General features: G+C 48.8%; 24 protein-coding genes. 9 read left to right on the top strand and 15 right to left on the bottom strand.

Annotated features, from left to right (window positions below; translation table 11 throughout):
• Positions 1-2: 2 nt before the first annotated feature.
• A complete protein-coding gene (aroE, locus tag NOG12_RS06360) occupies positions 3-848 on the bottom strand; it encodes a shikimate dehydrogenase (protein WP_313932760.1) in 846 nt (281 codons plus the stop codon).
• Between aroE and NOG12_RS06365 the strand changes: the two genes are divergently transcribed.
• Complete coding sequence (locus NOG12_RS06365) at positions 847-1,263, top strand: group II truncated hemoglobin (RefSeq protein WP_153826557.1); 417 nt, start codon at positions 847-849, stop codon at positions 1,261-1,263. The two genes, aroE and NOG12_RS06365, sit on opposite strands and share 2 nt — an antisense overlap.
• On the opposite strand, the gene hemF is transcribed toward NOG12_RS06365, so the two are convergent.
• Genes hemF through NOG12_RS06395 form a run of 6 tightly spaced genes read right to left on the bottom strand, consistent with a single transcriptional unit; the run spans position 1,260 to position 5,891 of the window.
• Complete coding sequence (gene hemF, locus NOG12_RS06370) at positions 1,260-2,177, bottom strand: oxygen-dependent coproporphyrinogen oxidase (RefSeq protein ID WP_153826556.1); 918 nt, start codon at positions 2,175-2,177, stop codon at positions 1,260-1,262. The two genes, NOG12_RS06365 and hemF, sit on opposite strands and share 4 nt — an antisense overlap.
• A 2-nt stretch (positions 2,178-2,179) precedes the next feature.
• Positions 2,180-2,743, bottom strand: a complete 564-nt coding sequence (tsaC, locus tag NOG12_RS06375) for an L-threonylcarbamoyladenylate synthase type 1 TsaC (RefSeq protein ID WP_110075691.1) — start codon at positions 2,741-2,743, stop codon at positions 2,180-2,182.
• Between the two features lie 30 nt (positions 2,744-2,773).
• On the bottom strand, positions 2,774-3,169 hold the full coding sequence (locus NOG12_RS06380) for a DNA topoisomerase family protein (RefSeq protein WP_110075692.1): 396 nt from the start codon (positions 3,167-3,169) through the stop codon (positions 2,774-2,776).
• Positions 3,170-3,643 (bottom strand): DUF494 family protein, encoded by a 474-nt coding sequence (locus tag NOG12_RS06385; protein ID WP_110075693.1) that lies wholly within the window; start codon positions 3,641-3,643, stop codon positions 3,170-3,172. It lies immediately after the preceding gene.
• Between the two features lie 2 nt (positions 3,644-3,645).
• A complete protein-coding gene (gene dprA / locus NOG12_RS06390; protein WP_153826555.1) occupies positions 3,646-4,698 on the bottom strand; it encodes a DNA-processing protein DprA in 1,053 nt (350 codons plus the stop codon).
• A gap of 50 nt (positions 4,699-4,748) precedes the next feature.
• Positions 4,749-5,891, bottom strand: coding sequence for a LysM peptidoglycan-binding domain-containing protein (locus tag NOG12_RS06395; protein ID WP_313932761.1), 1,143 nt, complete (start codon positions 5,889-5,891; stop codon positions 4,749-4,751).
• Between the two features lie 81 nt (positions 5,892-5,972).
• On the opposite strand from NOG12_RS06395, the gene def reads away from it, so the two are divergent.
• The 4 genes from def to trkA are packed head-to-tail and all read left to right on the top strand — an operon-like array spanning position 5,973 to position 10,119.
• Positions 5,973-6,479, top strand: coding sequence for a peptide deformylase (gene def / locus NOG12_RS06400; protein ID WP_110075696.1), 507 nt, complete (start codon positions 5,973-5,975; stop codon positions 6,477-6,479).
• Positions 6,469-7,452 (top strand): methionyl-tRNA formyltransferase, encoded by a 984-nt coding sequence (gene fmt, locus NOG12_RS06405; protein WP_313932762.1) that lies wholly within the window; start codon positions 6,469-6,471, stop codon positions 7,450-7,452. The genes def and fmt overlap by 11 nt, the downstream gene beginning before the upstream one ends.
• Entirely contained in the window at positions 7,445-8,746 is a 1,302-nt protein-coding gene (gene rsmB, locus NOG12_RS06410; protein ID WP_153826553.1) for a 16S rRNA (cytosine(967)-C(5))-methyltransferase RsmB, read from the top strand. Before fmt ends, rsmB begins: the two co-directional genes overlap by 8 nt.
• Positions 8,743-10,119, top strand: a complete 1,377-nt coding sequence (gene trkA / locus NOG12_RS06415; protein WP_110075699.1) for a Trk system potassium transporter TrkA — start codon at positions 8,743-8,745, stop codon at positions 10,117-10,119. Before rsmB ends, trkA begins: the two co-directional genes overlap by 4 nt.
• A 21-nt stretch (positions 10,120-10,140) precedes the next feature.
• On the opposite strand, the gene NOG12_RS06420 is transcribed toward trkA, so the two are convergent.
• From NOG12_RS06420 to NOG12_RS06430, 3 genes are read right to left on the bottom strand one after another with little or no spacing between them, the layout of a single operon-like run.
• Positions 10,141-11,592, bottom strand: a complete 1,452-nt coding sequence (locus tag NOG12_RS06420) for a TrkH family potassium uptake protein (RefSeq protein WP_162014511.1) — start codon at positions 11,590-11,592, stop codon at positions 10,141-10,143.
• Positions 11,592-12,215 (bottom strand): YigZ family protein, encoded by a 624-nt coding sequence (locus NOG12_RS06425; protein ID WP_313932763.1) that lies wholly within the window; start codon positions 12,213-12,215, stop codon positions 11,592-11,594. Before NOG12_RS06425 ends, NOG12_RS06420 begins: the two co-directional genes overlap by 1 nt.
• A gap of 30 nt (positions 12,216-12,245) precedes the next feature.
• The gene (locus NOG12_RS06430) at positions 12,246-14,276 is read right to left on the bottom strand and encodes a transglycosylase SLT domain-containing protein (protein ID WP_313932764.1); all 2,031 of its coding nucleotides are present in this window, start codon (positions 14,274-14,276) and stop codon (positions 12,246-12,248) included.
• Positions 14,277-14,402: 126 nt separating this feature from the next.
• Here NOG12_RS06430 and fadB point away from each other — a divergent pair, with 126 nt between their 5' ends.
• Together fadB and fadA are read left to right on the top strand one after the other, a co-directional pair.
• The gene (gene fadB, locus NOG12_RS06435; protein WP_153826550.1) at positions 14,403-16,544 is read left to right on the top strand and encodes a fatty acid oxidation complex subunit alpha FadB; all 2,142 of its coding nucleotides are present in this window, start codon (positions 14,403-14,405) and stop codon (positions 16,542-16,544) included.
• Positions 16,545-16,574: 30 nt separating this feature from the next.
• Complete coding sequence (gene fadA, locus NOG12_RS06440; protein ID WP_110075704.1) at positions 16,575-17,741, top strand: acetyl-CoA C-acyltransferase FadA; 1,167 nt, start codon at positions 16,575-16,577, stop codon at positions 17,739-17,741.
• 51 nt (positions 17,742-17,792) lie between these two features.
• On the opposite strand, the gene tusA is transcribed toward fadA, so the two are convergent.
• Genes tusA through NOG12_RS06455 form a run of 3 tightly spaced genes read right to left on the bottom strand, consistent with a single transcriptional unit; the run spans position 17,793 to position 19,124 of the window.
• The gene (gene tusA, locus NOG12_RS06445; protein WP_153826549.1) at positions 17,793-18,032 is read right to left on the bottom strand and encodes a sulfurtransferase TusA; all 240 of its coding nucleotides are present in this window, start codon (positions 18,030-18,032) and stop codon (positions 17,793-17,795) included.
• Between the two features lie 5 nt (positions 18,033-18,037).
• Positions 18,038-18,517 carry a GNAT family N-acetyltransferase gene (locus NOG12_RS06450; RefSeq protein ID WP_110075706.1) on the bottom strand — a complete coding sequence of 160 codons (480 nt, stop codon included), beginning with the start codon at positions 18,515-18,517 and terminating at the stop codon, positions 18,038-18,040.
• Positions 18,518-18,524: 7 nt separating this feature from the next.
• Positions 18,525-19,124, bottom strand: a complete 600-nt coding sequence (locus NOG12_RS06455) for a DNA-3-methyladenine glycosylase I (RefSeq protein WP_110075707.1) — start codon at positions 19,122-19,124, stop codon at positions 18,525-18,527.
• A 93-nt stretch (positions 19,125-19,217) separates the two neighbouring features.
• Here NOG12_RS06455 and glyQ point away from each other — a divergent pair, with 93 nt between their 5' ends.
• The gene (glyQ, locus tag NOG12_RS06460; RefSeq protein WP_110075708.1) at positions 19,218-20,126 is read left to right on the top strand and encodes a glycine--tRNA ligase subunit alpha; all 909 of its coding nucleotides are present in this window, start codon (positions 19,218-19,220) and stop codon (positions 20,124-20,126) included.
• A 3-nt stretch (positions 20,127-20,129) separates the two neighbouring features.
• A complete protein-coding gene (gene glyS / locus NOG12_RS06465) occupies positions 20,130-22,196 on the top strand; it encodes a glycine--tRNA ligase subunit beta (protein WP_313932765.1) in 2,067 nt (688 codons plus the stop codon).
• A gap of 118 nt (positions 22,197-22,314) precedes the next feature.
• Here the strand turns inward: glyS and gyrB are convergent, their stop codons facing one another.
• Positions 22,315-24,735, bottom strand: coding sequence for a DNA topoisomerase (ATP-hydrolyzing) subunit B (gyrB, locus tag NOG12_RS06470; protein ID WP_313932766.1), 2,421 nt, complete (start codon positions 24,733-24,735; stop codon positions 22,315-22,317).
• An 11-nt stretch (positions 24,736-24,746) separates the two neighbouring features.
• Positions 24,747-25,829, bottom strand: a complete 1,083-nt coding sequence (gene recF, locus NOG12_RS06475) for a DNA replication/repair protein RecF (RefSeq protein ID WP_313932767.1) — start codon at positions 25,827-25,829, stop codon at positions 24,747-24,749.
• Positions 25,830-25,848: the final 19 nt, after the last annotated feature.

The raw sequence follows: 25,848 nt of genomic DNA on the forward strand, positions 1-25,848 counted from the left end.
TATCATTGTTGCAATTGTTGCTGTAAGCGCTGATGTACCAGCCTAGTATCAAGTTCTATCCCCTGATGCCATAACTGAAACGCCAGGCCCGCCTGCTCAATCAACATCCCTAGCCCATCAAAGGTGCGTGGTGCTCCTGCTTTCTGTGCTTGCCGGCGAAAAGGCGTGAGCAGACTAGGATTTGAGCTATAACTCATATCATAACAAGCCGTTGCCTGGGCAAATATCGCGGGCGCTAAGGCCAGTTGATCACCATGAAGACCAGCACTCGTCGCATTGATTAACAGATAGGGTTGCTGTAAGGGTTCTAGCTGGTTCTCCAGTTCAGCTAAGCTAGCAACACTAAGGCGCGCATGCTCAAGGCCTTCCACGCATTGCTGAGCCTTACTAAGTGTTCGATTAGCTAACACTAAGGTAGCCGCGCCAGCATCTAGCAAAGGCTGTAAGCAGCCACGGCTTGCTCCCCCCGCACCGAGCAGCACGATAGTTAGCTGGGTCAGATCAAACCCTAAGCGCTGTAAGTCACGCACCAATCCGTAGCCATCCGTGTTATCTCCCAATAATTGGCCATGTCCGAGTGCAACTATGGTATTCACCGAGCCAGCACTGGCCGCTCGAGCTGTAACATGGGTCACCAACTGATAGGCTTGTTGTTTGAACGGTGACGTTACATTGGCTCCTGCGCCGCCACTGCGAAAAAATGCCGCAACAGCTCGTGAGAACTGTGCCGGAGATGTTAAACTGCGCGAATAGTTGAGGCTTACTTGCGCTTGTTCAGCAAATAATTGATGGATTTGTGGCGATAGGCTTTGTGCAATTGGATTTCCAAATACGGTAAAAAGCGCCATGTTTAATTTTCTCCGTTCGCAAAAGAAAGCAGCCCCAGATAGTAGTTTCTATCATCAGCTTGGCGGTGAACACGCAGTACGAGCTATGGCTGAGCGTTTTTACGATATCATGGAAACAGACCCACGCGCAGCTGAACTGTTGGCCATGCATCCACAACCCCTCACCCAAATTCGACAGAAATTTTTCGAGTTTCTTAGTGGTTGGCTGGGTGGCCCGGCACTCTTCGAAGAAAAATATGGGCATCCTCGGCTACGGGCACGGCACCTGCCTTTTCGCATAGACGAAGCCATGCGCGATCAATGGTTGATGTGTATGTATCAAGTTTTAGATGAGCAAGTGCAAGATGATTTACTGAAGATGCAGCTAAAAAGTCGTTACACGGCACTGGCTCATCACATGATAAATACCGATTAAAGTTCGGCGAGCCAATCGCGCGGCCTAAGGTAATCCTCATAGAGCCGAGCTTCAGGTGAGCCTGGTTCTGGTTGATAGCCATACTCCCAGCGCACTAACGGTGGCATCGACATTAAGATAGATTCGGTTCTACCGCCGGTTTGCAAGCCAAACAAAGTACCTCTATCCCAGACTAAATTGAACTCAACATAGCGGCCACGACGGTAGAGCTGAAATTGCCGCTCGCGCTCGCCATAAGGCATGTCTTTACGGCGGGAGATAATCGGCAAATAGGCCGCTAAATAGGCATCGCCAACGGCTCGCATGATGGCAAAGCTCTCATCAAATCCTCGCTCGTTCAAATCATCAAAAAACAAACCACCAACGCCGCGTGTTTCGCCACGGTGCTTCAAATAAAAATACTCATCACACCATTGTTTATAGGCTGGGTATAAATCATTACCAAAGGGCTGCAAGGCCTCATATGCAACTTGATGCCAATGCTTAATATCTTCATCGTTGGCGTAAAACGGAGTTAGGTCAAACCCGCCTCCAAACCACCATACCGGTTCTGCATCCGCTTTTTCGGCAATAAAAAAGCGCACGTTAGCATGGCTGGTAGGTACGTAGGGATTACGCGGGTGCATCACTAAACTCACCCCACAGGCATTAAAGTTACGACCGGCTAACTCAGGTCGATGCGCCGTAGCAGATGCTGGCATTTGTTCGCCATACACATGCGAAAAGCCCACCCCGCCTTGTTCTAATACGGCACCATCACGTAACACCCGCGAACGCCCACCACCGCCACCAGGGCGTTGCCAGGCGTCCTCGGTGAATTGCCCGCTTCCATCTGCCTGTTCCAATGCTTCGGTGATCTGGTCTTGAAGATTGGTTAAATAGGCTTTTACTTGCTCTAACATCGAATCTGGCATGATTAATCTCGTATTACCTGCTGGGTTAAAGGGTCGATGATACGTGACGGCTTACTTGCTCCGCCCACATCCGCAGGCATCACCCACGCCACTCCCTCACCAAACTCTGCTGTTACTTGCGCAGCTGTGGTTAAGGCTGGCTGCCCGGAGCGATTGGCGCTGGTCGAAACGATTGCTGAGCCGAGTGCCTTACATAACTGCCGCGCTGGTTCATGTGCGGTTACACGTACCGCAATTTGATTATGGTCGCCACGCAGCCATTCTGGGACATTAGCGGCTGCCGGCAATAATAGAGTGACGGCACCTGGCCAGTTTGAGAACACCGCAAACCGCTTATCCTGTGGAATCGCAAGATCATCAACATAGGGCACCAACTGACTGTAATCGGCAGCCAAAAGAATCAAGCCTTTACTTTCAGGGCGCTGTTTTAAGGCAAGTACAGCGCGCACTGCACTTTCATTACGAGGATCACAACCTAACCCAAATACGGCTTCAGTAGGATAAGCCAACACCTGCCCAGCTTGAAACGCTTGCTTGGCTGCTAGCCATTGTTCACTGTCTAACATGTTCTTTCTCGCTAACGCTAAAACTGCGGATTATTTTACTGGAGATTTGTAGTCGCAGGTATCTTTTGCGCAAATTAGGCGCTCACCCGCACTGGTTTTTTTGCGTAATAACAACCCGTAACCACAACTCGGGCAAATTTCTGCCACCGGCGGTAACTTCACGGAATAACGACATGAGGGGTATTGATCGCAAGCATAAAAGGAATGACCGAAGCGGCTAGTTTTTTGTACCATCTTACCTTGCTGGCATTCAGGACAGCGGGCATCGGTACCGGGATCGAAATCTGCGGCAGTCATGTAATCACAAGCGGGATAACCACTACAACCAACAAAAAGGCCATAGCGGCCTTTTTTGAGTTGTAAATCTCGCTGACACTTGGGGCAAGGAACTCCGAGTGCTTGGGGCTCTAGAAAGTTGTCACTCATTTAATGCAATAAACCATCTGGCTCTTCAAACAACAAACCTTCCATTTGATTATAGGCATCTTCATGGCCGGGCACGTTGAACAACACCATCAACACCACCCACTTTAAATCATCTAGAGTGAACTCTTTTGCATCGAGCTCCATCACTCTATCGATGACCATTTCTCGGGTAGCAAAATCCAACACCCCAAGATTTTCTAGGTACATGATAAAGCCGCGGCTGGCGCAATCAATTCGAGCTACTTCTTCTGCTGTGTAAGCCCGCGTCGATTTGCTTTGACTACGATTCAGACCCGCCTTCAGATCGCTTTCTTGCAGATCAGCTAAGCGCTCTAACCATGCTAAAGCTTTCTGAATTTCTTGCCGATGAAATCCCGCCCGAGTTAACTCATCGGTTAACTCATCATGATTCACGACTACTTCCATATCAGAATGAATGTAGTTTTCAAATAAATACATGAGGATATCAAACATGGTTAGCGCCTCCCCACTTTTATGTAGCCGCCGGCAACAGAAGTCACTCTCCCTTCTAATTCAAGCAATACCAGTTGCTCTGATACAATCGCAACTGGAAGTTTGCTGCGCGCTACTATGGTATCTATTGAAGTGACCTCATTGCCCACATTAGCCAACAATTGCGTGTTTGCCAAGCTCGGTTGCGAATTAATTTCGTCCTCTGCTGAAGTAGATGGGGGCAAACTTGGTAAATTCAATTCTTGCCGCACATCATTAATCGACATCGCTAACCCTGCACCTTGTTGCAATAACATCAGACAGCCCCCCATTCCTTGGTCCCAAATGCTTCCGGGCACGGCAAAGAGGCTACGATTTTGCTCAAGGGCTTGTTTTGCTGTATTCAGCGAACCGCTCCGTGGTTTGGCTTCTACCACCAACACCAACTGAGCTAAGGCGACGATAATACGGTTGCGACGGATAAAATGATCGCGCTTACTTGGTACTCCGGGCGCGAACTCTGAAACGAGTAAGCCCGCTTGCGCGATCTGTTGTTGTAGTTGCCGATTTCGGGCTGGGTAGTAAACGTCTGGCCCACCCGCTAGTACCGCAATGGTGCGGCCAGTCGCCAACGCACCACGATGGGCGGCGGCATCTATCCCCATGGCGAGCCCACTAATAATCACTACCTGACTACTCGCTAAACCACGGGCAAAATAATCCGCTGTATGTTGCCCGGTAGGGCTAGCATTGCGGCTACCGACAATAGCAACAGCGCAGCACTGCAACAGCGCCACATCTCCATGACAAAACAACACTAATGGGGGCTGACTTACATAGCGTAGAGCTTCAGGATAGGAGGCGTCAAAATAACTCACAACCTGGGTTTGCGGTAATTCAAGCCAACGCTCTAACCTGGCCACGTGCGCCGCTTCAATGACCACGTCAGCTGCGTGCGGTGACCTCTGCGCCAGCTCGATGGCGTTAGTAAATGAGCTGGCTTTGCGACATTCTCGTCGGAGCTTACCGTTGCCAAAAGCGAGTAATAAAATACCGCGATGATCCTGTGCCATCATTGCTTTGCATCCTTGCAATTGAAATTGTAAAAAAGCGAGCTAAGCCCAGCTTAGCGCTGCATTGCAGCCACCTGCATGGGTAAAAAGGTAGCCCCAACCCGCAACCATTCTGGTGCCCTCAACACAATGGCAAAGCTGCTATGCTCCTGCACTTGCAAGACCATCAGCTCAGCGGTTTGTTGCAGCGGCAATTCAGCGGTGGTTCGCCACAGCGATGAAATAGCGTGGCTGGGTTTATAAGGGTTCACTAAACTGATAGATTCGCCATCGACAAACACCCGAGTACCCGCGCGTACGGCACGATACATTTGTCCGGTAGTAACACCTTCTGCTCGGCCTTGGTCTAACACCACCAAATCAAACTTACCTTGCTCACGGCGCTCATTTAAAGACCCGATAATATGCCCCATAGGGACGGCTCCATTACTAGGAACTATCAGCTCGGGTAGCTCGGTAGGCGTTAGCGGCAGGAGCACATCGCCGCGGCGAATTTCGCGTTGTAACTTACTAACCTCCCCTTGCCAGTAGCCATCTTGCGGATGGGTAATTTGGACGTTGGCTACTAGGCGTAACAGTTGCCCCTGGGCTAACTCTGCGACCGGGGTGAAGATAGCATATTCTTGCTGCTCAAGTTGTCCAGCAGCAGCATCGATAAAGACTGGCGCTAAGCCGTTCACTCGGGGGGCACCGCGATTGTCGCCGACAATCACCGGTAGCTGAGCCAAGTGTTCAGCACTTACCAAGCGATGTTCCGTAAGTAATGGTTCTAACATATCGCGCGCAAAGGTTGGAATCGGCTGTCGTTTTGCTTGTACTGTACCCTCAGGTAAGAGGGTCCGCTGCGGTTTGCGAGTAAGCTGAGGTCGCCCATCTACCCATACCAAATACAATTTGTCGCCTGGGTAAATGAGATGTGGATTGGCGATGTCAGTATTTATCCGCCATAACTCGGGCCATAGCCATGGATCATCAAGAAAGAGTGCTGAGATATCCCATAAGGTATCGCCTTTTTTCACCACGTATTCGGTTGGTGCGCCTTGCTTAATTTGCACCAGCGTCCCCCGACTTTCAGCCCCCACAGCGGGCTGTGGTAGCGGTTGTGAATCAACCAGCGGTGCAGAAGCTAACGCAGAATGGCAACTAAGGCTGAAAAAGCCGATAGCCGCAATCGTACAATAATGCTTCTTAGTCATGGGGAGCTCCATTGTAAAACCGTGTGTTTAACCTCAAATTACGTTAAAATTAGCCAATATGAAACAAGCGAATGACAGGTTATGACTAAATTAACAATTTTAAAATATCCCGACGAGCGTTTACGCACTGTCGCACAGCCTATTGCGCAGGTAGATGATGCCCTGCGTGCTGACATCGACAACATGTTTGAAACCATGTACGAATCTGAAGGCGTTGGCCTAGCTGCTACTCAGGTGAATATTCACCGCCGTTTGTTTGTGGCCGACTGCAGCCCAGATCAGAACGAACCCCTCGTCTTCATTAACCCTGAGATTACAGCACAAGAAGGCCATTTTACCAATCAAGAAGGCTGTTTATCCTTTCCTGGAGTCTACGCCAATGTTGAGCGTGCCGGCAAAGTAACAGTGCAAGCGTTGGATAAAAACGGTGAATCTTTCAGTCTTACCGCTGAAGGCTTGCTAGCCATTTGCATTCAGCACGAGATTGACCATCTTGATGGTAAATTGTTTGTCGATTATCTATCGCCGTTAAAACGTGATCGCATTCGCAAAAAATTAGAGAAAGAAGCTCGTTTATATGGCCAATAAGCTGCGCGTAGTTTTTGCTGGTACGCCAGATTTTGCAGCGCAACATCTGGCGGCATTACTTAAGGATGACACCATCGAGGTGGTGGCTGTTTACACTCAGCCAGATCGCCCGGCTGGGCGTGGTAAGAAATTACAGGCCAGCGCCGTCAAAGAGTTAGCGCTAGCGCATCAACTGACGATTGAGCAGCCGCAATCTTTTAAATCAGAATCAGCAAAACAAACCTTAGCAGATTATCAGGCCGATGTGATGGTGGTGGTTGCCTATGGCATCATCTTGCCCCAAGCTGTGCTTGATTTACCACGCTATGGCTGCATCAATGTGCACGGTTCCTTGTTGCCTCGTTGGCGTGGTGCAGCACCTATTCAGCGGGCCCTATGGGCTGGCGATAGCGAAACTGGCGTTGCTATCATGTTGATGGAGGCGGGTCTTGATACCGGCCCGGTATTACTCGAACGACGGTTACCGATCCGTCCAAGCGATACTTCCGCGTCCTTGTATGCCAAGCTGGCCGAGTTAGGGCCGCCGGCGTTGTTAGATACCCTACACCAACTCACTGACCTGCTGCCACAAGCCCAGGTTCAAGATGCGCAATTAGCCACTTACGCCACCAAGTTAAGTAAAGAAGAAGCTCAGTTGGACTGGCAGCAACCCGCCGCAGTACTAGAGCGTTGGGTGCGCGCCTTTAATCCGTGGCCCATCTGTTGGCTGCTTGCCAGTAACAACGAAGTGGTAAAAGTTTACCATGCCACCGAGGTACCCTTTGAGCAATCAGAATCTATTGCACCTGGCACCGTGATCAGCGCAGATAAACAGGGTATCGTGATTAGCACGAGTCAACAGGCCTTGTGCCTCCAAACGTTGCAGCCATCCGGCAAAAAACCTATGCCTGCAGCAGATTTCCTTAACGGTCGCAGTGATTGGTTTCAACTAGGGAGTCGATTAGCAGCTCCGCATAAGGTATCCCATGACTGAGCTTCGTCCTGGTGCAGCAAGCCGCGCCGCGGCAGCCCAAGCTGTATTTCAAGTGCTTGAGCACCAACGCTCGTTAAGCACTGCGTTACCGGTGGCAGCGAGTAAACTTTCTGCGCGCGATCGTGGCATGGCTCAAGCTCTCGCATACGGTGTTTTGCGGCATCTACCGCAGCTTAACTTTATGCTAAGTAAGCTGCTTACCAAGCCTCTCAAAGGTGAATTACTAATCTTAAACTCACTATTGTTAGTGGGCGCTTACCAACTTGTCTACATGGGCGCAGCCTCGCATGCCGCGGTATCCGCCACCGTTGATGCAGCCATTACTTTAGGTCGTAATCGGCAAAAAGGCTTAGTAAACGGTGTCTTGCGTAACCTGCAACGGCAACAGTCTGAGTTACTAGAACAAATTGCCGCCCGCGCCGAGTTAGCCCATGGCCATCCTCGCTGGCTGGCTGAACTTATTCAACATGCTTACCCACAACACGCAGAAGCTATTTTAGCGGCGAATAATCAGCAAGCGCCCATGTGGCTTCGTGTCAACCAACAGCATCACACGCGCGAGCAGTATCTGGCATTATTAGCTGACGCTGGCTTAGCGGCAGCCTCTGATAGCCCACTAGCTTCGGCAATTCGCCTAGAGCAGCCGGTAGATGTGCAGCAGCTACCAGGCTTTGCACAAGGCTGGGTTTCGGTACAAGATGTTGCTGCGCAGCATGCAGCTAGCCTGTTACAACCTCAACCCCATGAACGCATTCTAGATTGCTGTGCAGCTCCTGGTGGTAAAACTGCTCACCTATTAGAGACAGCTCCTACGGCCGCGGTCTTGGCATTAGATGCCGATGCCCAACGCTTGCAACGGGTGCATGACAATTTGGCGCGTTTACAATTAACAGCCGTTGTGAAACAAGGTGATGCTACTAGTGCCGACTGGTGGGATGGTCAACTGTTTGACCGGATTTTACTTGATGCCCCCTGCTCTGCCACGGGCGTGATTCGTCGTCATCCTGATATCAAATGGCTACGCCGCGCGAATGACATTAGCGCCCTAGCTGAATTACAGGCAAGGATTCTTGATAACCTCTGGCCAATGTTAAAGCCAGGCGGTACCCTAGTTTATGCAACCTGCTCAGTGTTACCTGCAGAAAACAAACAACAAATAGCAGCATTTTTGACGCGCCATGCGGATGCCAAACAAATAGCTATAGGGCCTGGTACCGAGCTTGATTGGCAGTGGCTTCCGGGTGAGCAACATGGCGATGGTTTCTATTATGCAAAACTGGAAAAACGCACATGAAAATAATCATCCTCGGTGGCGGTCAAGTAGGCGGTACACTAGCAGAAAACCTAGTGGGCGAAGACAATGATATTACCGTGGTTGACTCAGATATTGGGCGTTTAAATTATTTATCAGAATTGCATGATATTCGCACCATAGAGGGCTATGCTTCGCATCCTCGGACGCTACGCCAAGCCGGCTGCGAAGATGCTGACATGCTGATTGCGGTAACGCCAAGCGATGAAACCAACATGCTGGCATGTCAGATTGCCTACACCCTTTACAAGACTCCCAAACGCATCGCGCGCATTCGCTCAGAAGAATACAGCGATTACAAAGATAAGCTTTTTCATAAAGACGACATCCCTGTTGATCACCTCATTTCACCCGAACAAGAAGTGACCGACTACATCAAGCTGCTGGTGGATTACCCTGGCGCTTTGCAGGTGATGGAGTTTGCTGGCGGGCGCGCCAGCCTCGTCGCAGTACGAGCCTATTACGGTGGCAAGTTAGTTGGCCATGCTATTTCTACTTTGAAAGACCATATGCCTAATGTCGAAACCCGAGTCGCGGCAATTTTCCGGCAAGGGCAAGCCATCAAGCCGATGGGAACAACCATCATTGAAGCCGGCGACGAAGTTTTCTTTATTGCCGATACCAGGTATGTCCGCATGGTTATGGAAGAAATGCAGAAGCTTGAGCATCAGTATCGCCGCGTCATGATTGCCGGAGGCGGTAACATAGGTGCGGGATTGGCGCGCCGTCTGGAAGAGAATCACCATGTAAAACTCATTGAACGCAACCGAGATCGTGCCCTCATGCTCAATGAAAGCCTGCAAAACACCACCATTCTTGAAGGTGATGCATCAGATCAACGGCTACTGATTGAAGAGCATATTGAAGATATGGACGTGTTTATTGCGGTTACCAATGATGACGAAGCTAATATCATGTCCGCCATGCTTGCAAAGAAAATGGGCGCGAAAAAAACCATGGTGTTAATTCAGCGCCAGGCCTACGTCGATCTGGTGCAAGATAACGTCATAGACATTGCGATATCTCCGCAACGAGCGACTATTTCGGCACTACTATCACTGATTCGTAAAGGTGATATTGTTAATGCCTATTCACTGCGTAAAGGTGCAGCTGAGGCTATTGAGGCGATCGCTCATGGCGACGAAAACACCTCTAAAGTTATCGGTAAAACCATCAGCGAAATTAAGCTGCCTCCGGGCACCACCATAGGTGCTGTCGTGCGCGGCAATGAAGTGCTTATTGCTCACGACGACACTGTCTTACAAGCCGATGACCACGTTATTTTGTTCTTGGTAGATAAAAAGTACATTCGCGAAGTGGAACGCTTATTCCAACCTAGTGCGTTATTCTTTTAGGGCCTAGTTCAGGCCCTATTGCTAGCTGCGCCAGAATGTTGGGGTGAGTAACACTAAGATGGTAAAAACCTCTAAGCGCCCAAATAACATGGCAATCACCAATAGCCACTTGGCCGCGTCCGGGATGTCAGCGTAATTAGCTGCCACCTCACCTAAACCTGGCCCTAAGTTATTCAAACAGGCTGCGGTAGCCGAAAAGGCTGTCACATCATCTAAACCCGTTGCCAGCAAGCCGAGCATGATGACCACAAAAACCAAGGCGTAGGCGGCAAAGAAACCCCACACTGCCTCAACCACTCGTTGCGGCATAATGCGCTTACCTAGTTTAACGGAATAGACCCCAGCTGGATGTACTAAGCGGTTGAGTTCACGCACCCCTTGCCGAAACAGCAACATCACCCGCACCACTTTTAAACCACCCGCTGTTGAGCTGGCGCAGCCACCGATAAAGCTGGCAAAGATAAGCAAAATAGGTAAAAACAACGGCCAAGATGAAAAGTCTGTGGTCGCAAAGCCGGCTGTGGTGCTAATTGAAACTGCCTGGAACATCGCTTGATTAAAGGCCTCTTCGGTCGACGAAAACAGGTCGTGTACCAGCACCGTAAGAAAGACCAGAATAATTAACGCAACCTGAATCAACACGAACGCCCGTGCTTCAGGGTCACGGAAATACCCAGTAATTGAACGCCCTGTTATGGCCGCATAATGCACCGCAAAATTTATCGATGAAATGATCAAAAACACCACACAAATGGTGTTAATGGTGGCACTGTCAAAGTAGCCCATGCTGGCATCGTAGGTACTGAAGCCACCTACCGCAATGGTTGAAAACGCATGGCCAATAGCATCAAACCAGCCCATACCCGCAAGCTTATAGGCAATAGCACAAGCGGCGGTTAAAGCCACATAGATGTACCAAAGATGTTTCGCAGTATCGGCAATTCTAGGGGTCATTTTGGCATCTTTAAGGGGCCCCGGAATTTCCGCTCGATACAGCTGCATACCCCCGATACCAAGCATCGGTAAAATTGCCACCGCCAAAACGATAATCCCCATCCCGCCTAACCACTGCAACTGCTGACGGTAAAACAAAATACTGTGGGGCAAGTGTTCAATGCCGGTCAAAATGGTAGCGCCCGTGGTCGTTAAACCAGAGAAAGACTCGAAGGCAGCATCGGTAATACTCAATGGAACTTCGGCGGTGAACCACAAGGGCAAAATACCCACGGCCCCTAACACCGTCCAAAACAGGACGGTTAGCAGAAACCCGTCTCGAACTTTAAGATCAGAACGCTCGTGACGGTTCGGATACCAGACGCAAAAGCCAACCACTAAGCTCACCACAAAAGCCAGTAAAAAGGCTACTCCACCACCATCTTGATAGATTAACGCAACTACGCCTGGGGGCACCAAGGTAATGCTGAACAAACAAATAAGTAGCCCTAAAATTCTGAGAATGCCGCGAAAGCGCACTAGCCTGCCTCTTTTAGAATAATTAACTCAAGTTGACCTTGAGTGGAGTTTTTTAATTGGGTTGCAAGCTCTGTTGCTGATGCGGCAACCACTGCTAGCCTTAATCGTACCGTATCCGTGAATTCTTGTTCGATAATATCTGCCTGATAACGCTGCAATAAATGCTGTACAACACTTTGATGCTGGTAATCGTAGTTTAAACGGGCTGATTTGCGTAGTATTTTTTCTGCTGTTGGTAAAACTTTCATGAGCTCGGCGATAGCTTGGCTGTATGCGCGTTGCAAGCCTCCGGTTCCGAGTTTCACCCCACCGAAATATCTCACCACCACCACAGAAATTTCTCCTACCCCACTAGTTTGCAATACTTGAAACATAGGTTTACCGGCGGTACCACTGGGTTCACCGTCATCACTCATCGCATAAGCTTGACTGTTATTGGGCGCACCCCATAAAGCCGCCGTACAGTAATGACTTGCTTGCGGCCACTGTTGTTTACACCAAGCCAGATGCGCAGCCACCTCAGAGGCACTACTAGCGAGCTGTGCATGAGCAATAAACCGACTGTTTTTAATGACCAGCTCATGGGTCATGGGCTGCGCCGGAATTAAATAGTTTGCACTCATGATTTATTTGAACACACCTTGTAGTTCAGATTAATCGCCACTGTTAGCGGAGGTTGTCGGCAACTTACCAATGCGCATAGGTACGACCTGCTGAAATAGTTCTGGTTGCTGTTCACCTTGACGCAAAGCTCGATAAATCTGCTGGTAAGCCAGTACATTCTTCACGTAGTTTCGTGTTTCTGCATATGGAATCGTCTCAATCCAGCGATCTGCAGCTAGCGGTTGCGCCGGAATCCAATCATAAACCCGATAGATGCCCGCATTATAGGCTGCCGTTGCCAATAACCAATTACCTTCTAGCCGTTGTTGTAAATGAGATAAATAGCGAGTACCTAATCGAATATTGGTTTCAACATGAAATAAATCGCGATGGTTTAATGGCTTATCCTCCATTAAACGAGCGGTACTGGGTAATAGTTGCATCAATCCATAAGCACCAGCGTGCGAACGCGCATCATGACGAAACGCGCTTTCACGCCGTGACACCGCCAACGCCCAGTTCACATCAATCTGCGCAGCGTCAGCAAACTTTTGATGTTGCTCTAAATAGGCCTCGGGAAAACGCTGTGCCACGGCATCAAATTCTCCCGCTTGGCCGAGCGTATATATCGCTTGATCATGCCATCCCCACTCACTTGCCAAAGCTGCTAGTTGCAACTGTTGCGCGGGGGTCACCATATTCACCATATAAAACCATTCGCGCCGTGCATCTAGATGCCGATCTAAAGCTCGTAATTCGTAGGCCCGCTGCACCCCATCAAGCTGCCATAGTGCTTGGCGCTGCTGTTCTGATAATTGCAACGGCTGACGCTGCAGGTTAAGTGGCACATCTAATTTGGCGGCAGCGAGAAACCCGTAATAACTGCGTGATTGCGCCAACTCACGCCACAATGGTGCCGAGACCCCGGGCTGTCCTAAACTTTCTAGCGAGCGCGCAAACCAATATTGCCACTGATCGGACTCTCGTTCGGTATCGGGCAAGCGCGGCATAAATTCTATGATTTGCTGCCAAGCACCTCGCCGTACCCAATCGGCCAATTGCCATTGCCGCGTGGTGTCATTGTGCTCGTTAGGTGCTAGTCGCGCTAGCCAAGTTTCCGCTTGCGGATGGTTTTTCACACTCAGTGCGGTGGCAAACGTCTGATTTAGGCTAAGCTGCTGCTCGGCGGTCCAGACAATGTGAGATGGTAGCTTGGCTAAAGTAGCCAAGGCTAAATCGGGATCGCGCCAGATAAGGCGACGTAATCCATAACTTAAGATTTTCGCTTCGTGTTCAGGATAGGCTTGAGTCAGTGCGCTGAAACGCGTGACATATGATGGGTTAACCCGTACCCGCCGATAATGCTCAGCCAAGTACTGCATAGGTTCAGGCAATAATCGGCCGAGATAAGGTAACAACGTGTGTTGTCCTCCCTCAGCAGCTAGTACCACCCGCTCCCAGATTAATTCTTGGGTGCGTAACCCGGCCTCGGCCCAAACCGCTAAAATGGTGTCGCAAGCTTTGGGTAACGATGAGCCATTGCGCCACACGGTATCGACTTGACGTAGCACCTGCAACCGATTCACATCCGCTTGGTCAGCTGTGTGCTGCTCTGTAGGCAATAGTGCCAGCTGAGCTTCAATCAAGAAACATTGATGAGTTTGCGAGCCTGGCGCTTTAAAATCACGAACAAAGCGCTGATAGTCACCCTGTCGCATCAAGTAATCTAACCAAGGCTGTCGTGCTTGCCAATCCAACGGACTCTGTTGATACCGGTCAAAGAAACTCAGTACGTAGTCCTCATTGGCGATATAGCCAATTTGCCCAATTCGATCAAGCTCGAGATAGGGTAACAAAGGATACCCTTCTAGTTGCTGTACCAACTGTTGATATTCTTTGATGCGCCGACGCTTGACTGCAACTTCAGCTTGCTTGAACAGTTCGCGCTGCTGCTCACGCACGCTTTCATCAACCACACTGGCACTGGGCGGCGCCGCCAAGGCTATTGGAGCTATCAGCAAGGCGCCAGCCAGCACACCAGCTTTGATAGAGTTCTTTGATGTTATCTGAGCTTTCCACATACTTTCAAACGCTCGTTTAAAAAATGATTGAAAATTTAACCTATTCGGGCCAAACTCTAGAGCGACTATAAGAACCACTTTAACCCAAAGCTATCTGAGAATCAGTAACCGCTGAAGGAGAATTTTATGATTTATCAGGGTGACAATATTCGGGTTGAGTTTGTTGAAGACGGAATTGCAGAGTTACAATTTGCTGCAGCCGGCTCAGTTAACAAGTTCGACCAGAAGACCTTGGAAGAATTCAGTCAAGCACTTACGCAACTAGCCAGTACTGATGGATTGCGTGGCGTGATTGTAACTAGCAGTAAATCTACTTTTATCGTTGGCGCCGATATTACTGAGTTTTTAACGCTCTTCGCTGATGTAGAACAAACCAAAGTGTGGGTAGCGAAAGCTTCACGTGTGTTTGATCAGCTTGAAGACCTGCCGGTACCAACCGTTGCCGCAGTAACAGGCTTTGCCTTAGGCGGCGGCTGCGAGGCAGCCCTAGCCTGTGATTATCGTGTGGTAGATACCACAGCTACTATCGGTTTACCTGAAGTAAAACTGGGCCTCATCCCAGGGTTTGGTGGCACCATGCGTTTGCCACGGATTATTGGTCCGGACAATGCCCTCGAGCTGATCACCACCGGTAAGAACAATCGTCCTGAAGATGCCTTGAAAATTGGCTTGGTAGATTCAGTTGTTGCCCCAGAGAAATTACGTGAAGCTGCCCTAACCATGGCGAAAGCTGCTGCAGCGGGTGAATTGAACTGGCAACAAAAACGTCAGCCAAAACTCGAAGCCCTCAAGGCTAACGATGTTGAATTAACTATGACTTTGGTGACAGCCAAAGGTATGGTCGCAGCCCAGGCCGGCAAACACTATCCAGCGCCTCATGCTGCGATTCGCGCGATTGAAGAAGGCGCTCGTCATACCCGTGAAGAAGCCTTAAATGCTGAAAACCGAGCCTTTGTTAGCTTAACTCAAACCGACGCTTGTAAAGCACAAGTAGGTATTTTCCTAGCCGACCAATTGGTCAAGGGTAAAGCCAAGAAAGCTGCGAAGCAGGCAACTAAAGAAATCAAACGAGCAGCGGTATTAGGTGCTGGAATTATGGGCGGTGGTATTGCCTATCAATCTGCCTATAAAGGCGTTCCGGTAGTGATGAAAGACATCCGCCAAGATGCGCTTGATTTAGGTATGCGCGAAGCCAGTAAAATCCTCGGCAAGTTAGTTGAGCGCGGCCGTTTAGACCATAAAAAAATGGCAGCGGTGCTCTCCTCTATCACCCCAAGCTTGCTTGATGAAAGTGTGAAGGGCGTCGACATCGTCGTTGAAGCCGTGGTTGAGAACCCAGATGTGAAAGGTAAGGTTCTTGCCCAAATGGAGTCTGTGGTAGATGCCGATACCATTTTAGTATCGAACACCTCGACCATTTCTATCGACCGTTTGGCTAAAAATCTGAAAGACCCATCGCGCTTCTGCGGCATGCACTTCTTTAACCCAGTGCACAAAATGCCGTTAGTTGAAGTGATTCGTGGCGAGCACACCTCTGATGAAACCGTAGCTGCAGTTGTTGCCTATGCCGCGCGCATGGGTAAAACCGCCATCGTGGTCAATGATTGCCCTGGCTTCTTAGTGAATCGAGTACTGTTCCCATACTTAGCAGGCTTTGCCGGCATGGTCGATGAAGGCGTTGATTTCGCTGGTATCGACAAAGTTATGGAGCGCCAATTCGGCTGGCCGATGGGCCCTGCCTACTTAAGTGATGTCGTAGGTATTGATACCGCTGATCATTGTACGCTCGTGATGGCGGATGGCTTCCCTAGCCGCATGCCACGCGATGCCAGCAGCGCCATTGCAAAACTAGCTGCGGCTGAGCGATTTGGTCAGAAGAATGGTAAAGGCTTCTATAACTATGGCGTCGACAAAAAAGGTCGCCCGAGTAAAGAACAAGCCCCTGAGGTTTACGAACTGCTGAATATTGGTGACAAGCAACTGAGCGCCGACGACATCATTGGTCGTTGTATGGTACCTATGGTGAACGAATGCGTACGCTGCCTTGAAGAAGGCATTGTAGCTTCGGCCGCAGAGTGCGACATGGCATTGCTCTATGGCCTAGGCTTCCCTCCTTTCCGTGGCGGCCCGTTCCGTTATTTAGAAACGGTAGGTTTAGAGAACTTCATTGCCTTAGCTGATAAATATGCTCACTTAGGTGAAATGTATCAAGTAACCGATGGCCTGCGCGAAATGGCCAAGTCAGGTAAATCTTATCTGGCCGGTTAATCATTAGCGCAGAGCTAACGGAGGAATTGTATGAAAGACGTAGTGATTGTCGATTGTATTCGCACCCCAATGGGTCGATCCAAAGGCGGAGTGTTTCGCAACGTACGCGCAGAAGATTTGTCTGCGCATCTGATGAAAGGTTTATTAGAACGTAACCCACAAGTGGATGTTAATGAATTAGAAGACATCTATTGGGGCTGCGTACAGCAAACCTTAGAGCAAGGGTTTAACATCGCCCGAAATGCCGCCCTGATTGCCGGCATTCCGCACCATGTGTCTGCGGTTACGGTAAACCGGCTCTGTGGTTCTTCAATGCAGGCCATCCATGACGCGGCACGAGCTATTATGCATGGTGATGGTGAGATCTTTATCGCCGGTGGTGTTGAACATATGGGCCACGTTCCTATGACCCACGGCATTGATTTTCATCCAGGCATGAATAAATCTGTGGCTCGGGCTTCTGGTAGCATGGGAATGACTGCAGAGTTGTTAGCGCGTAAGTTTGAAATCGACCGCGCCGCACAAGACGCTTTTGGCGCTCGCTCTCATGCCCGCGCTCATGCTGCGACGATTGAAGGCCGCTTCGCTAACGAAATCCTGCCGATTGAAGGGCATGATGCCGAAGGCATTCTGCGTTTGATTAAAGATGACGAAGTGATTCGTCCAGAAACCACTGTAGAAGGCCTTGCTGCGTTACGTCCAGTGTTCGACCCAGCTAACGGCACGGTAACAGCAGGTACGTCATCAGCACTATCTGATGGTGCTGCTGCCTGTTTAATCATGTCAGCCGATAAAGCGAAAGCCCTAGGCCTGACCCCGCGCGTGCGCATTCGTGCGATGGCGGTTGCAGGTTGCGATCCTTCGATTATGGGTTATGGTCCAGTTCCAGCCACGCAAAAAGCTCTGAAACGAGCTGGTTTAAGCGTTCAGGATATTGACTTGTGGGAGCTGAATGAAGCTTTCGCAGCGCAATCACTGCCCGTACTGAAAGGTCTAGGTTTGTTAGACGTGATGGATGAAAAAGTGAACCTGAATGGCGGTGCTATTGCGCTAGGCCATCCATTAGGCTGCTCTGGGGCACGTATTTCTACTACCCTAATCAACCTGATGGAAAGTAAAGATGCGACTCTTGGCGTGGCAACCATGTGTATTGGTTTAGGCCAAGGCATTGCCACTGTATACGAGCGTCTTAACTAACCTAGGTTAAGATCGAAAAGCCGCTGCAAGGCCATCTTGCAGCGGCTTTTTTTATGCTTTTTTAATCAGGTAACGGTACGGTAAGGTATCGGTTTGGGCAGCCACCAACTCATGGTCCATAAAGCGACAAAAATTGGGTATGTCGCGGGTAGTTGCTGGATCGTCGGCGATAATCTCGAGGACATCGCCAACGTTGAGTTTACGGATTTGCAACCGCACCATCATCACCGGCTCAGGACAACGTAAACCTAGAGCATCGAGCGTCGCGGTCGGCGTTATTGCATCACTCATGATGGCTACAGATACTTTTGCCAGAACTCGGCTTTGCCCATGGCGTCATCAAGCTGATAGGGCTTAAAGCCAAACTTCTCATAGGCGATTTTAGCGGGTTCATTACCCTGCAGCACTTCTAAGGTGAGCTTGCAGCAACCACGAAACTGCGCCAACGTTTCGACTTCTTGTAATAAGCGTTTGGCAATGCCCTGACCACGACAAGCTTTAATCACAGCAATGTCATGAATGTTCATCACCGGCTTGGCGGCAAAGGTTGAAAACCCTTCAACACAGTTAGCTAATCCAACCGGCTCATCATCCTGAAATGCCAACAGCGAGAACACATGGTCGCGCTTAGCCATCTCGTCGATTAAGGTTGCTTTCGTTTCTTCTGGTAGCGCCTCGCCACCCCCCATAGGATCTTGCGCATAATCATCTAGCATATCTAACACCGCCTGGCGGTGTTTCGGGTTGCTGTAATCAGCGAGCACGATTTCTAACATGGTTCACTCATTTGGTTAAGGTAAATTCTCGCATTAGCTGACACGTGGGCTGATAACAATGACAATCAACGAGATGATCATTCACCATACCAACGGCTTGCATAAAAGCGTAACAAATTGTGGTGCCAACAAAGCTAAAACCTGCTTTTTTAAGCGCCTTGGCCATAGTATCAGAAATTTCATCGCGGGTAGGAATATCTCCCCCGGTTCTAGCGAAGATCCGTGGCTGTCCGTCGCTAAATTGCCACAAAAATTCATTGAATGCTTGGCCACTATCACGTAATTGAATATACGCTCGAGCATTTTTGAAGATAGCCTCTATCTTTAAACGATTGCGGATAATTCCTGCATTGTGCATAAGCTCCTGTTGATAACTTGCTGGCATGCTAACAATTTTATCTGGGTCAAAGTTGGCGAAGGCTTGCTGGTAATGAGCTTGCTTGCGCAGCACCGTAAGCCAGCTTAAACCAGCTTGCTGACCATCTAGACATAGCTTTTCAAACAGCTCTTGGCTATCACCAACAGGGCGGCCCCAGACATTATCATGGTAGGCAACATAATCAGCTGCAGTACCGCACCAACTACAACGTTGAATTGTTTCAGTCATTTCGCATGGTATCCTGTATGCAGTCCTGTAACCAAAGCACAACACAGGGTATAATTTACGCTAATTCGTCACAAAAAACAGTACGAGAATCGCATGGCTAGCTACGATGTAAAAACCTTTCAAGGGCTTATTCTTGCCCTTCAAGATTACTGGGCCCAACAGGGCTGCGCGGTGGTTCAACCGTTAGATATGGAAGTAGGTGCGGGCACCTTTCATCCGATGACCTTTTTACGCTCGGTCGGCCCCGAGCCGGCTAGCTTTGCCTACGTGCAACCTTGTCGGCGCCCTACCGATGGACGTTACGGTGAAAACCCTAACCGTTTGCAACACTATTATCAATTTCAAGTGTTGATGAAGCCCTCACCAAGTAATCTACAAGAACTGTACTTGGGTTCGCTACAGATGCTTGGTTTTGATCCGCTAGTGCACGATATCCGCTTTGTTGAAGACAACTGGGAATCACCCACACTCGGTGCTTGGGGGCTTGGTTGGGAAGTTTGGCTTAATGGTATGGAAGTGACTCAATTTACCTACTTCCAGCAAGTTGGTGGACTAGAGTGTAAGCCAGTTGCCGGTGAAATCACCTACGGGCTTGAGCGCTTAGCTATGTACATCCAAGGGGTGGATAGCATCTACGATTTGGTTTGGACCGATGGCCCACGCGGTAAAATTTTCTATCGTGATGTGTTTCATCAAAACGAAGTTGAGCAGTCAACTTATAACTTCGAGCATGCCGATGTTAACGTGCTATTCGCACGGTTTGAGGCCTGTGAAAAAGAATGCCAGCACTTGTTAGAACACAATTTGCCCTTGCCAGCCTATGAACAAGTGATGCGAGCCTCGCATGCATTTAACCTACTCGACGCCCGCCACGCGATTTCGGTAACCGAACGCCAACGTTATATTCTGCGGGTAAGGACAATGGCCAAAGGCTGTGCTGAAGCCTATTATGCAGCGCGCGAAGCGCTTGGGTTTCCACTAGCAAACCAACCAGGAGCATAAGCTGTGCAACGGGATATTTTATTAGTAGAAATTGGTACTGAAGAGTTGCCACCAAAGGCGCTTAAGGGTTTAAGCGAGGCCTTTACCGATGCTCTTGCTGGGTTACTTAGCGAACATGACTTTAGCTTTGGTGCAGTCACCGGCTTCGCTTCAGCTCGTCGGTTAGCTGTACAGGTTCATGAATTAACCGCCACTCAAGCAGATAAAGTAGTCGAAAAGCGTGGCCCCGCGATAAATGTCGCCTTTGATGAACAAGGCCAACCGACTAAGGCCGCCGAAGGCTGGGCGCGAGGCAATGGTATAAACGTCGCAGAAGCTGAACGTTTAGTGACTGATAAAGGTGAATGGTTACTCTATAAGGCAGCGGTAAAAGGCCAACCACTGGCTGATGTATTGCCAGAATTGGTACGCCAAGCCTTGAAGAAGCTTCCTATCCCTAAACCGATGCGCTGGGGCGCCGGCAGCGCTCAATTTATTCGCCCGGTACATACAGTTACCATGCTCTATGGGAATGAATTGATAGCTGGTGACGTATTAGGTGTAGCAAGCAGTAATCACTTATTGGGCCATCGTTTTCATTGCCCACAAGGTACAAGCCTAAGCTACGCTGGTGACTACGAACAAGCCCTTGAACAAGCCTGGGTTATTGCTGATTTTGCTAAACGTCGGCAACGTATCGTAGAAGCTATTGCTACGTTAGCTGCAGAGCTTGGTGGCGAAGTTATCCAAGATGACGACCTAATCGACGAAGTGACAGCTTTGGTTGAGTGGCCAGTAGCGCTCTCTGCACACTTCGATGAAAAATTCCTAGCGGTACCGAAAGAGCCATTGATTGTGACCATGAAGGACGATCAGCGCTACTTCCCATTACACGATAAAGAGGGGCATTTATTGCCTGCCTTTATCTTTATCACCAATATCGAAAGCAAAGATCCGCAGCAGATTATTTTAGGTAACGAAAAGGTGGTGCGTCCACGCTTAGCCGATGCTCAGTTCTTTTTTGAGACTGACAAAAAAGTGAGTCTGCACAGCCGCGTCGACGGGCTTGCCAATATTCTGTTCCAAAAAGAACTTGGTTCAGTGAAAGATAAATCAAAGCGGATTGCGACGGTCGCTGAGCAGATCGCAAAGCTGTTAGGAGCCGACGCAGCTGTAGCCGCACGTGCCGGCTTGCTGTGTAAGGCCGACCTTGGCACTCAGATGGTGCTAGAATTCCCTGAAACCCAAGGGGTGATGGGAATGCATTATGCCCGCCACGACAACGAGGCTGAGGGTGTTCCAGAAGCGATTTTTGAGCATTACCTGCCCCGCTTTGCCGGCGATATGCTGCCTGCTTCAACTGCAGGCGCAGCTGTTGCACTTGCCGATAAGCTGGATACGTTAGTAGGTATTTTTGGCATTGGCCAGATCCCTAAAGGCGACCGCGACCCCTTCGCCTTACGTCGTAGTGCTATCGGCCTGCTGCGTATTTTGGTTGAGAGAAAACTCACTCTAGATTTGGTCACCCTGATCGATATCGCCGCTGATAGCTTTGCTGGTTTACTGTCTAACACCGACGTGAAGAGCGATGTGCTTGAGTTTTTGATGGGTCGCTTCCGCGCCTTCTATCAAGATCAAGGAATAGCGGTGGACGTCATTCAGGCCGTGTTAGCTCGCCGCCCTACCTTGCCGCTAGACTTTGATCAGCGTGTTCATGCAGTCAGTGCCTTCCGCTCGCTTCCAGCAGCTGATGCGCTAGCCGCAGCGAATAAACGCGTCAGCAACATTCTAGCTAAAGTAGAAGGTGATATCCCTGATCAGGTTGATGAGCAGCTCCTAACAGAAGCAGCTGAGCAGCAATTGGCGCAAGCCATGAAAGCGGCAGCACAAGCCGCCACAGTGGCATTGGGCAACAACGACTACAGCTTAGCATTGAATGAACTCGCTGCTTTGCAGCAACCGGTAGATAACTTCTTTGAAGAAGTTATGGTAAACGCCGAAGATGCAAACATTCGGGCTAATCGACAAGCCTTGTTGAATCAGCTACGCGAACTGTTTCTTCAAATTGCGGATATCTCCGTTTTAAACTAAACTAGGCGCATAAAGAATTAAGTTACTTGATAACTGGCTTGATTCTTTTGTTTCCAGAATAAAAAGGGAGCGTTGTATAACGCTCCCTTTTTTCATGCCTATTTGACTCAGTTAAAGACTACACGTCTAAGTTTGCTACCTGCAGTGCATTGGTTTCAATAAATGCACGACGTGGCTCAACATCATCACCCATGAGTGTGGTAAATAACTGATCCGCCGCAATAGCATCTTCGATAGTTACCCGCAACATGCGTCGCGTTTCTGGGTCCATGGTAGTTTCCCACAATTGCTCCGGGTTCATCTCACCAAGACCTTTGTAACGCTGGATGTAGATACCGCGCTTAGACTCCGCAATTAACCACTCAACCGCATCAACAAAGTTATCTACTGGTTTTTCTTTTTCACCGCGACGAACAAAACCACCCGGCTCTACTAATCCATTGATCTTCTCACCAATGGAAACAAGTTGGTCGTAATCGCGTGACATCAAGAACTCGTAAGTTAATGGGTATTCGCTATCAATACCGTGCATGCGTACGATAACAACTGGCAAGAAAACGCCCCGCTCTTCATCTTGCTTAACGCTAACTTTATAGGTAGCAGAGTTGATTTCACGTGTTGTTAAGTCAGCTTCTAGGGTTGCTGCCCAGTTTTGCATATCATCTTGATTTTTCAGCAATTGCTCCGTTAATCGTGGAGCATAAAGTAAACGCTGCAAGAAGGTTTCTGGCAACCGACGAGATAACCGTAACTTAATGCTGTTTTGTACCAACTGATAGTCATTCACCAGCGTCTCTAGATGTGCACCACTAATGCCAGGTGCGTCTTTAGTGACATGCAGTGAGGCGCCATCAAGTGCAAGACTGGTAAGATACTGAATCAGACCTGGATCATCTTTAATGTACGTCTCTTGCTTACCCTTTTTCACTTTATAAAGTGGTGGTTGGGCGATGTACATGTAACCACGCTCGATAAGCTCGGGCATTTGACGGTAGAAGAACGTTAGCAATAACGTCCGAATGTGAGAACCGTCAACGTCAGCATCCGTCATGATGATGATACGGTGATAACGGGTCTTATCTGGATTGTATTCGTCACGTCCAATGCCACAACCAAGCGCGGTAATTAAGGTAGCTACTTCTTGTGAGGATAGCATCTTATCAAAACGTGCTTTTTCAACGTTTAGGATTTTACCCTTCAAAGGAAGAATGGCTTGGTTCTTACGGTTACGGCCCTGTTTTGCTGAGCCACCCGCAGAGTCACCCTCCACAATATAAAGTTCAGAAAGTGCTGGGTCTTTCTCTTGGCAGTCTGCTAGCTTACCTGGTAAACCTGCCAGATCTAATGCACCTTTACGGCGAGTCATTTCACGTGCTTTACGCGCTGCTTCACGAGCTCGTGCCGCATCAATGATTTTACCTACGATGATTTTGGCGTCGTTTGGCTGCTCCAACAGATAATCTGCAAGGCGCTCATTCATCGCCTGTTCAACTGCCGTTTTCACCTCAGATGAAACTAATTTGTCTTTGGTCTGTGACGAGAACTTAGGATCTGGAACCTTAACGGACACCACAGCTGTTAAGCCTTCACGAGCGTCGTCACCGGTAGCGTTGGTTTTGAACTTCTTGTGCAGTCCTTCTTTTTCCATGTAGCTATTTAAGGTTCGCGTTAATGCAGCACGGAAACCAGCTAAGTGGGTACCACCATCACGTTGTGGAATGTTGTTGGTATAGCAGTAGATGTTCTCCTGGAAGGAATCATTCCATTGCATCGATACTTCTACAGTAATACCGTCTTCACGCTCTTGGGTGAAGTTAAATACGTTCTGATGAATTGGAGTTTTGCTTTTATTCAAATAAGCAACAAATGCAGCAATACCGCCTTCGTATTTAAAATGGTCACGGCGTTCATTCCGCTCATCTTGCAGAATAATAGATACGCCCGAGTTTAAGAAAGATAGCTCACGTAAGCGCTTAGCTAATATATCGTAATGGAATTCGATATCCGTAAAGATTGTCGAGCTTGGCCAAAAGCGAATTTCTGTGCCCGTTTTATCAGTATCACCTACTTCTTTCATAGGCTCTACTGGCTCACCTAGTTTATAGGTTTGCTCATAAACATGGCCTTGGCGCTTGATGGTCAAACGTAACGTATCTGACAGTGCGTTTACTACAGATACACCAACACCATGCAAGCCACCCGACACTTTATATGAGTTATCATCGAATTTACCACCGGCGTGTAAGACGGTCATGATAACTTGTGCGGCAGAGACACCCTCTTCCGGGTGAATATCGACTGGAATACCCCGACCATCATCTCTTACAGAGACCGAACCATCAGAGTGAATCGTCACAAGAATATCTTTGCAGTATCCCGCTAAGGCTTCATCAATGGAGTTGTCGACGACTTCAAATACCATATGATGTAAGCCGGTGCCGTCATCAGTGTCACCAATGTACATGCCCGGGCGTTTGCGAACTGCATCTAGTCCTTTTAGGACTTTAATACTGGACGAATCGTAATTGTTTTCTGCCATAACTAGCTTCTCTATTGTTCCTTAACGGTTCCATGTTCCACGTGGAACATTTTAGTATCAGGACTTTTTAATAGGTCGTGAATATCACTTCCATCAATCGCAGATACAAAAACCTGTGAGTTGGATGCAACCAGTGCACCGCAAAATTTTGCTTGGCTCTCCGTATCTAACTCAGCGGTAATATCATCCACTAAATAGATACATTGAATACCGGTTCGTTGATGAAGATAGTCTCCTTGTACTAACTTCAAGGCTGCTACTAACAGCTTCAACTGGCCACGCGATAGAATGTTTTTTACATCCTCGCCGTTAGCCGTCATACGCATCTCGGCTTTATGTGGTCCCACTGTTGAGTGACCATATCGAATATCTTGCTCTTGATGCTTTACCAATGCGTCAGCGAGACTTAGTTCTTTATCCCAACCAGACCTCAAAGAAAAATTGAAATCATAACTGGGCAAAAACTCTTTTAGTCTTTCAGACAACACTGGGATAAACGCTTCTAAATAAGCATGGCGAAAACTATGCACCTGCTCGCCATAGTGAGCAAACTGCTTATCCCAGTATTCTCTTTCCCTTTCAAACCGCTTCATTTTAAGCAAACTATTACGTTGCTTAAGGACCTTGCTGAAGTTTATCCAGTCTGGGTAAAACGAATGTTCCACGTGGAACACTCCCCAATCGATAAACTGACGTCGTAACTTAGGCCCACCTAAAATCAGTTCAACACTCTCTGGTGTCATTAACTGCACAGGCACCATTCGCGCTAGTGCAGAAAATTTCTTTTCGCGCTGCTGGTCGATTTTCAGTTGAACATCGCCTTGCATGGTGCGCTGAAAACCCACTTGATGCAATGTGCCTGTCTGTTCGACCACCTTAGCAAACACCACGAACTGGTCTTGCTCATTTCGAATTAACTGCTTGTAGGTACCGTGTCGAAAGGAGCGCCCAAAACCTAAGCAATAAATCGATTCTAACAAGCTTGTCTTACCGCTACCGTTTTGACCGGAAATGATATTAATGGTCTTTCCTGGCTTTATCTTCGCGCTTTCAAAATTTCTAAACTGCGATATAGCTAACGTATCTAAATACATAACAAGCTTGCTATGCGCC

This window comes from Pseudidiomarina fusca, assembly GCF_032227045.1.
In the GTDB taxonomy this organism is placed as follows: Bacteria; Pseudomonadota; Gammaproteobacteria; order Enterobacterales; family Alteromonadaceae; genus Pseudidiomarina; species Pseudidiomarina fusca.

Excerpts from the sequence above, each read along its gene's own strand:
- aroE (WP_313932760.1), bottom strand. The coding sequence starts at position 848 with ATGGCGCTTTTTACCGTATTTGGAAATCCAATTGCACAAAGCCTATCG.
- fmt (WP_313932762.1), top strand. The coding sequence starts at position 6,469 with ATGGCCAATAAGCTGCGCGTAGTTTTTGCTGGTACGCCAGATTTTGCA.
- fadA (WP_110075704.1), top strand. The coding sequence starts at position 16,575 with ATGAAAGACGTAGTGATTGTCGATTGTATTCGCACCCCAATGGGTCGA.
- NOG12_RS06385 (WP_110075693.1), bottom strand. The coding sequence starts at position 3,643 with ATGTTTGATATCCTCATGTATTTATTTGAAAACTACATTCATTCTGAT.
- NOG12_RS06395 (WP_313932761.1), bottom strand. The coding sequence starts at position 5,891 with ATGACTAAGAAGCATTATTGTACGATTGCGGCTATCGGCTTTTTCAGC.
- tusA (WP_153826549.1), bottom strand. The coding sequence starts at position 18,032 with ATGAGTGATGCAATAACGCCGACCGCGACGCTCGATGCTCTAGGTTTA.
- hemF (WP_153826556.1), bottom strand. The coding sequence starts at position 2,177 with ATGCCAGATTCGATGTTAGAGCAAGTAAAAGCCTATTTAACCAATCTT.
- NOG12_RS06365 (WP_153826557.1), top strand. The coding sequence starts at position 847 with ATGTTTAATTTTCTCCGTTCGCAAAAGAAAGCAGCCCCAGATAGTAGT.
- rsmB (WP_153826553.1), top strand. The coding sequence starts at position 7,445 with ATGACTGAGCTTCGTCCTGGTGCAGCAAGCCGCGCCGCGGCAGCCCAA.
- recF (WP_313932767.1), bottom strand. The coding sequence starts at position 25,829 with ATGTATTTAGATACGTTAGCTATATCGCAGTTTAGAAATTTTGAAAGC.
- NOG12_RS06380 (WP_110075692.1), bottom strand. The coding sequence starts at position 3,169 with ATGAGTGACAACTTTCTAGAGCCCCAAGCACTCGGAGTTCCTTGCCCC.
- tsaC (WP_110075691.1), bottom strand. The coding sequence starts at position 2,743 with ATGTTAGACAGTGAACAATGGCTAGCAGCCAAGCAAGCGTTTCAAGCT.
- NOG12_RS06430 (WP_313932764.1), bottom strand. The coding sequence starts at position 14,276 with ATGTGGAAAGCTCAGATAACATCAAAGAACTCTATCAAAGCTGGTGTG.
- gyrB (WP_313932766.1), bottom strand. The coding sequence starts at position 24,735 with ATGGCAGAAAACAATTACGATTCGTCCAGTATTAAAGTCCTAAAAGGA.
- glyQ (WP_110075708.1), top strand. The coding sequence starts at position 19,218 with ATGGCTAGCTACGATGTAAAAACCTTTCAAGGGCTTATTCTTGCCCTT.
- NOG12_RS06425 (WP_313932763.1), bottom strand. The coding sequence starts at position 12,215 with ATGAGTGCAAACTATTTAATTCCGGCGCAGCCCATGACCCATGAGCTG.
- def (WP_110075696.1), top strand. The coding sequence starts at position 5,973 with ATGACTAAATTAACAATTTTAAAATATCCCGACGAGCGTTTACGCACT.
- NOG12_RS06450 (WP_110075706.1), bottom strand. The coding sequence starts at position 18,517 with ATGTTAGAAATCGTGCTCGCTGATTACAGCAACCCGAAACACCGCCAG.
- fadB (WP_153826550.1), top strand. The coding sequence starts at position 14,403 with ATGATTTATCAGGGTGACAATATTCGGGTTGAGTTTGTTGAAGACGGA.
- NOG12_RS06455 (WP_110075707.1), bottom strand. The coding sequence starts at position 19,124 with ATGACTGAAACAATTCAACGTTGTAGTTGGTGCGGTACTGCAGCTGAT.
- trkA (WP_110075699.1), top strand. The coding sequence starts at position 8,743 with ATGAAAATAATCATCCTCGGTGGCGGTCAAGTAGGCGGTACACTAGCA.
- dprA (WP_153826555.1), bottom strand. The coding sequence starts at position 4,698 with ATGATGGCACAGGATCATCGCGGTATTTTATTACTCGCTTTTGGCAAC.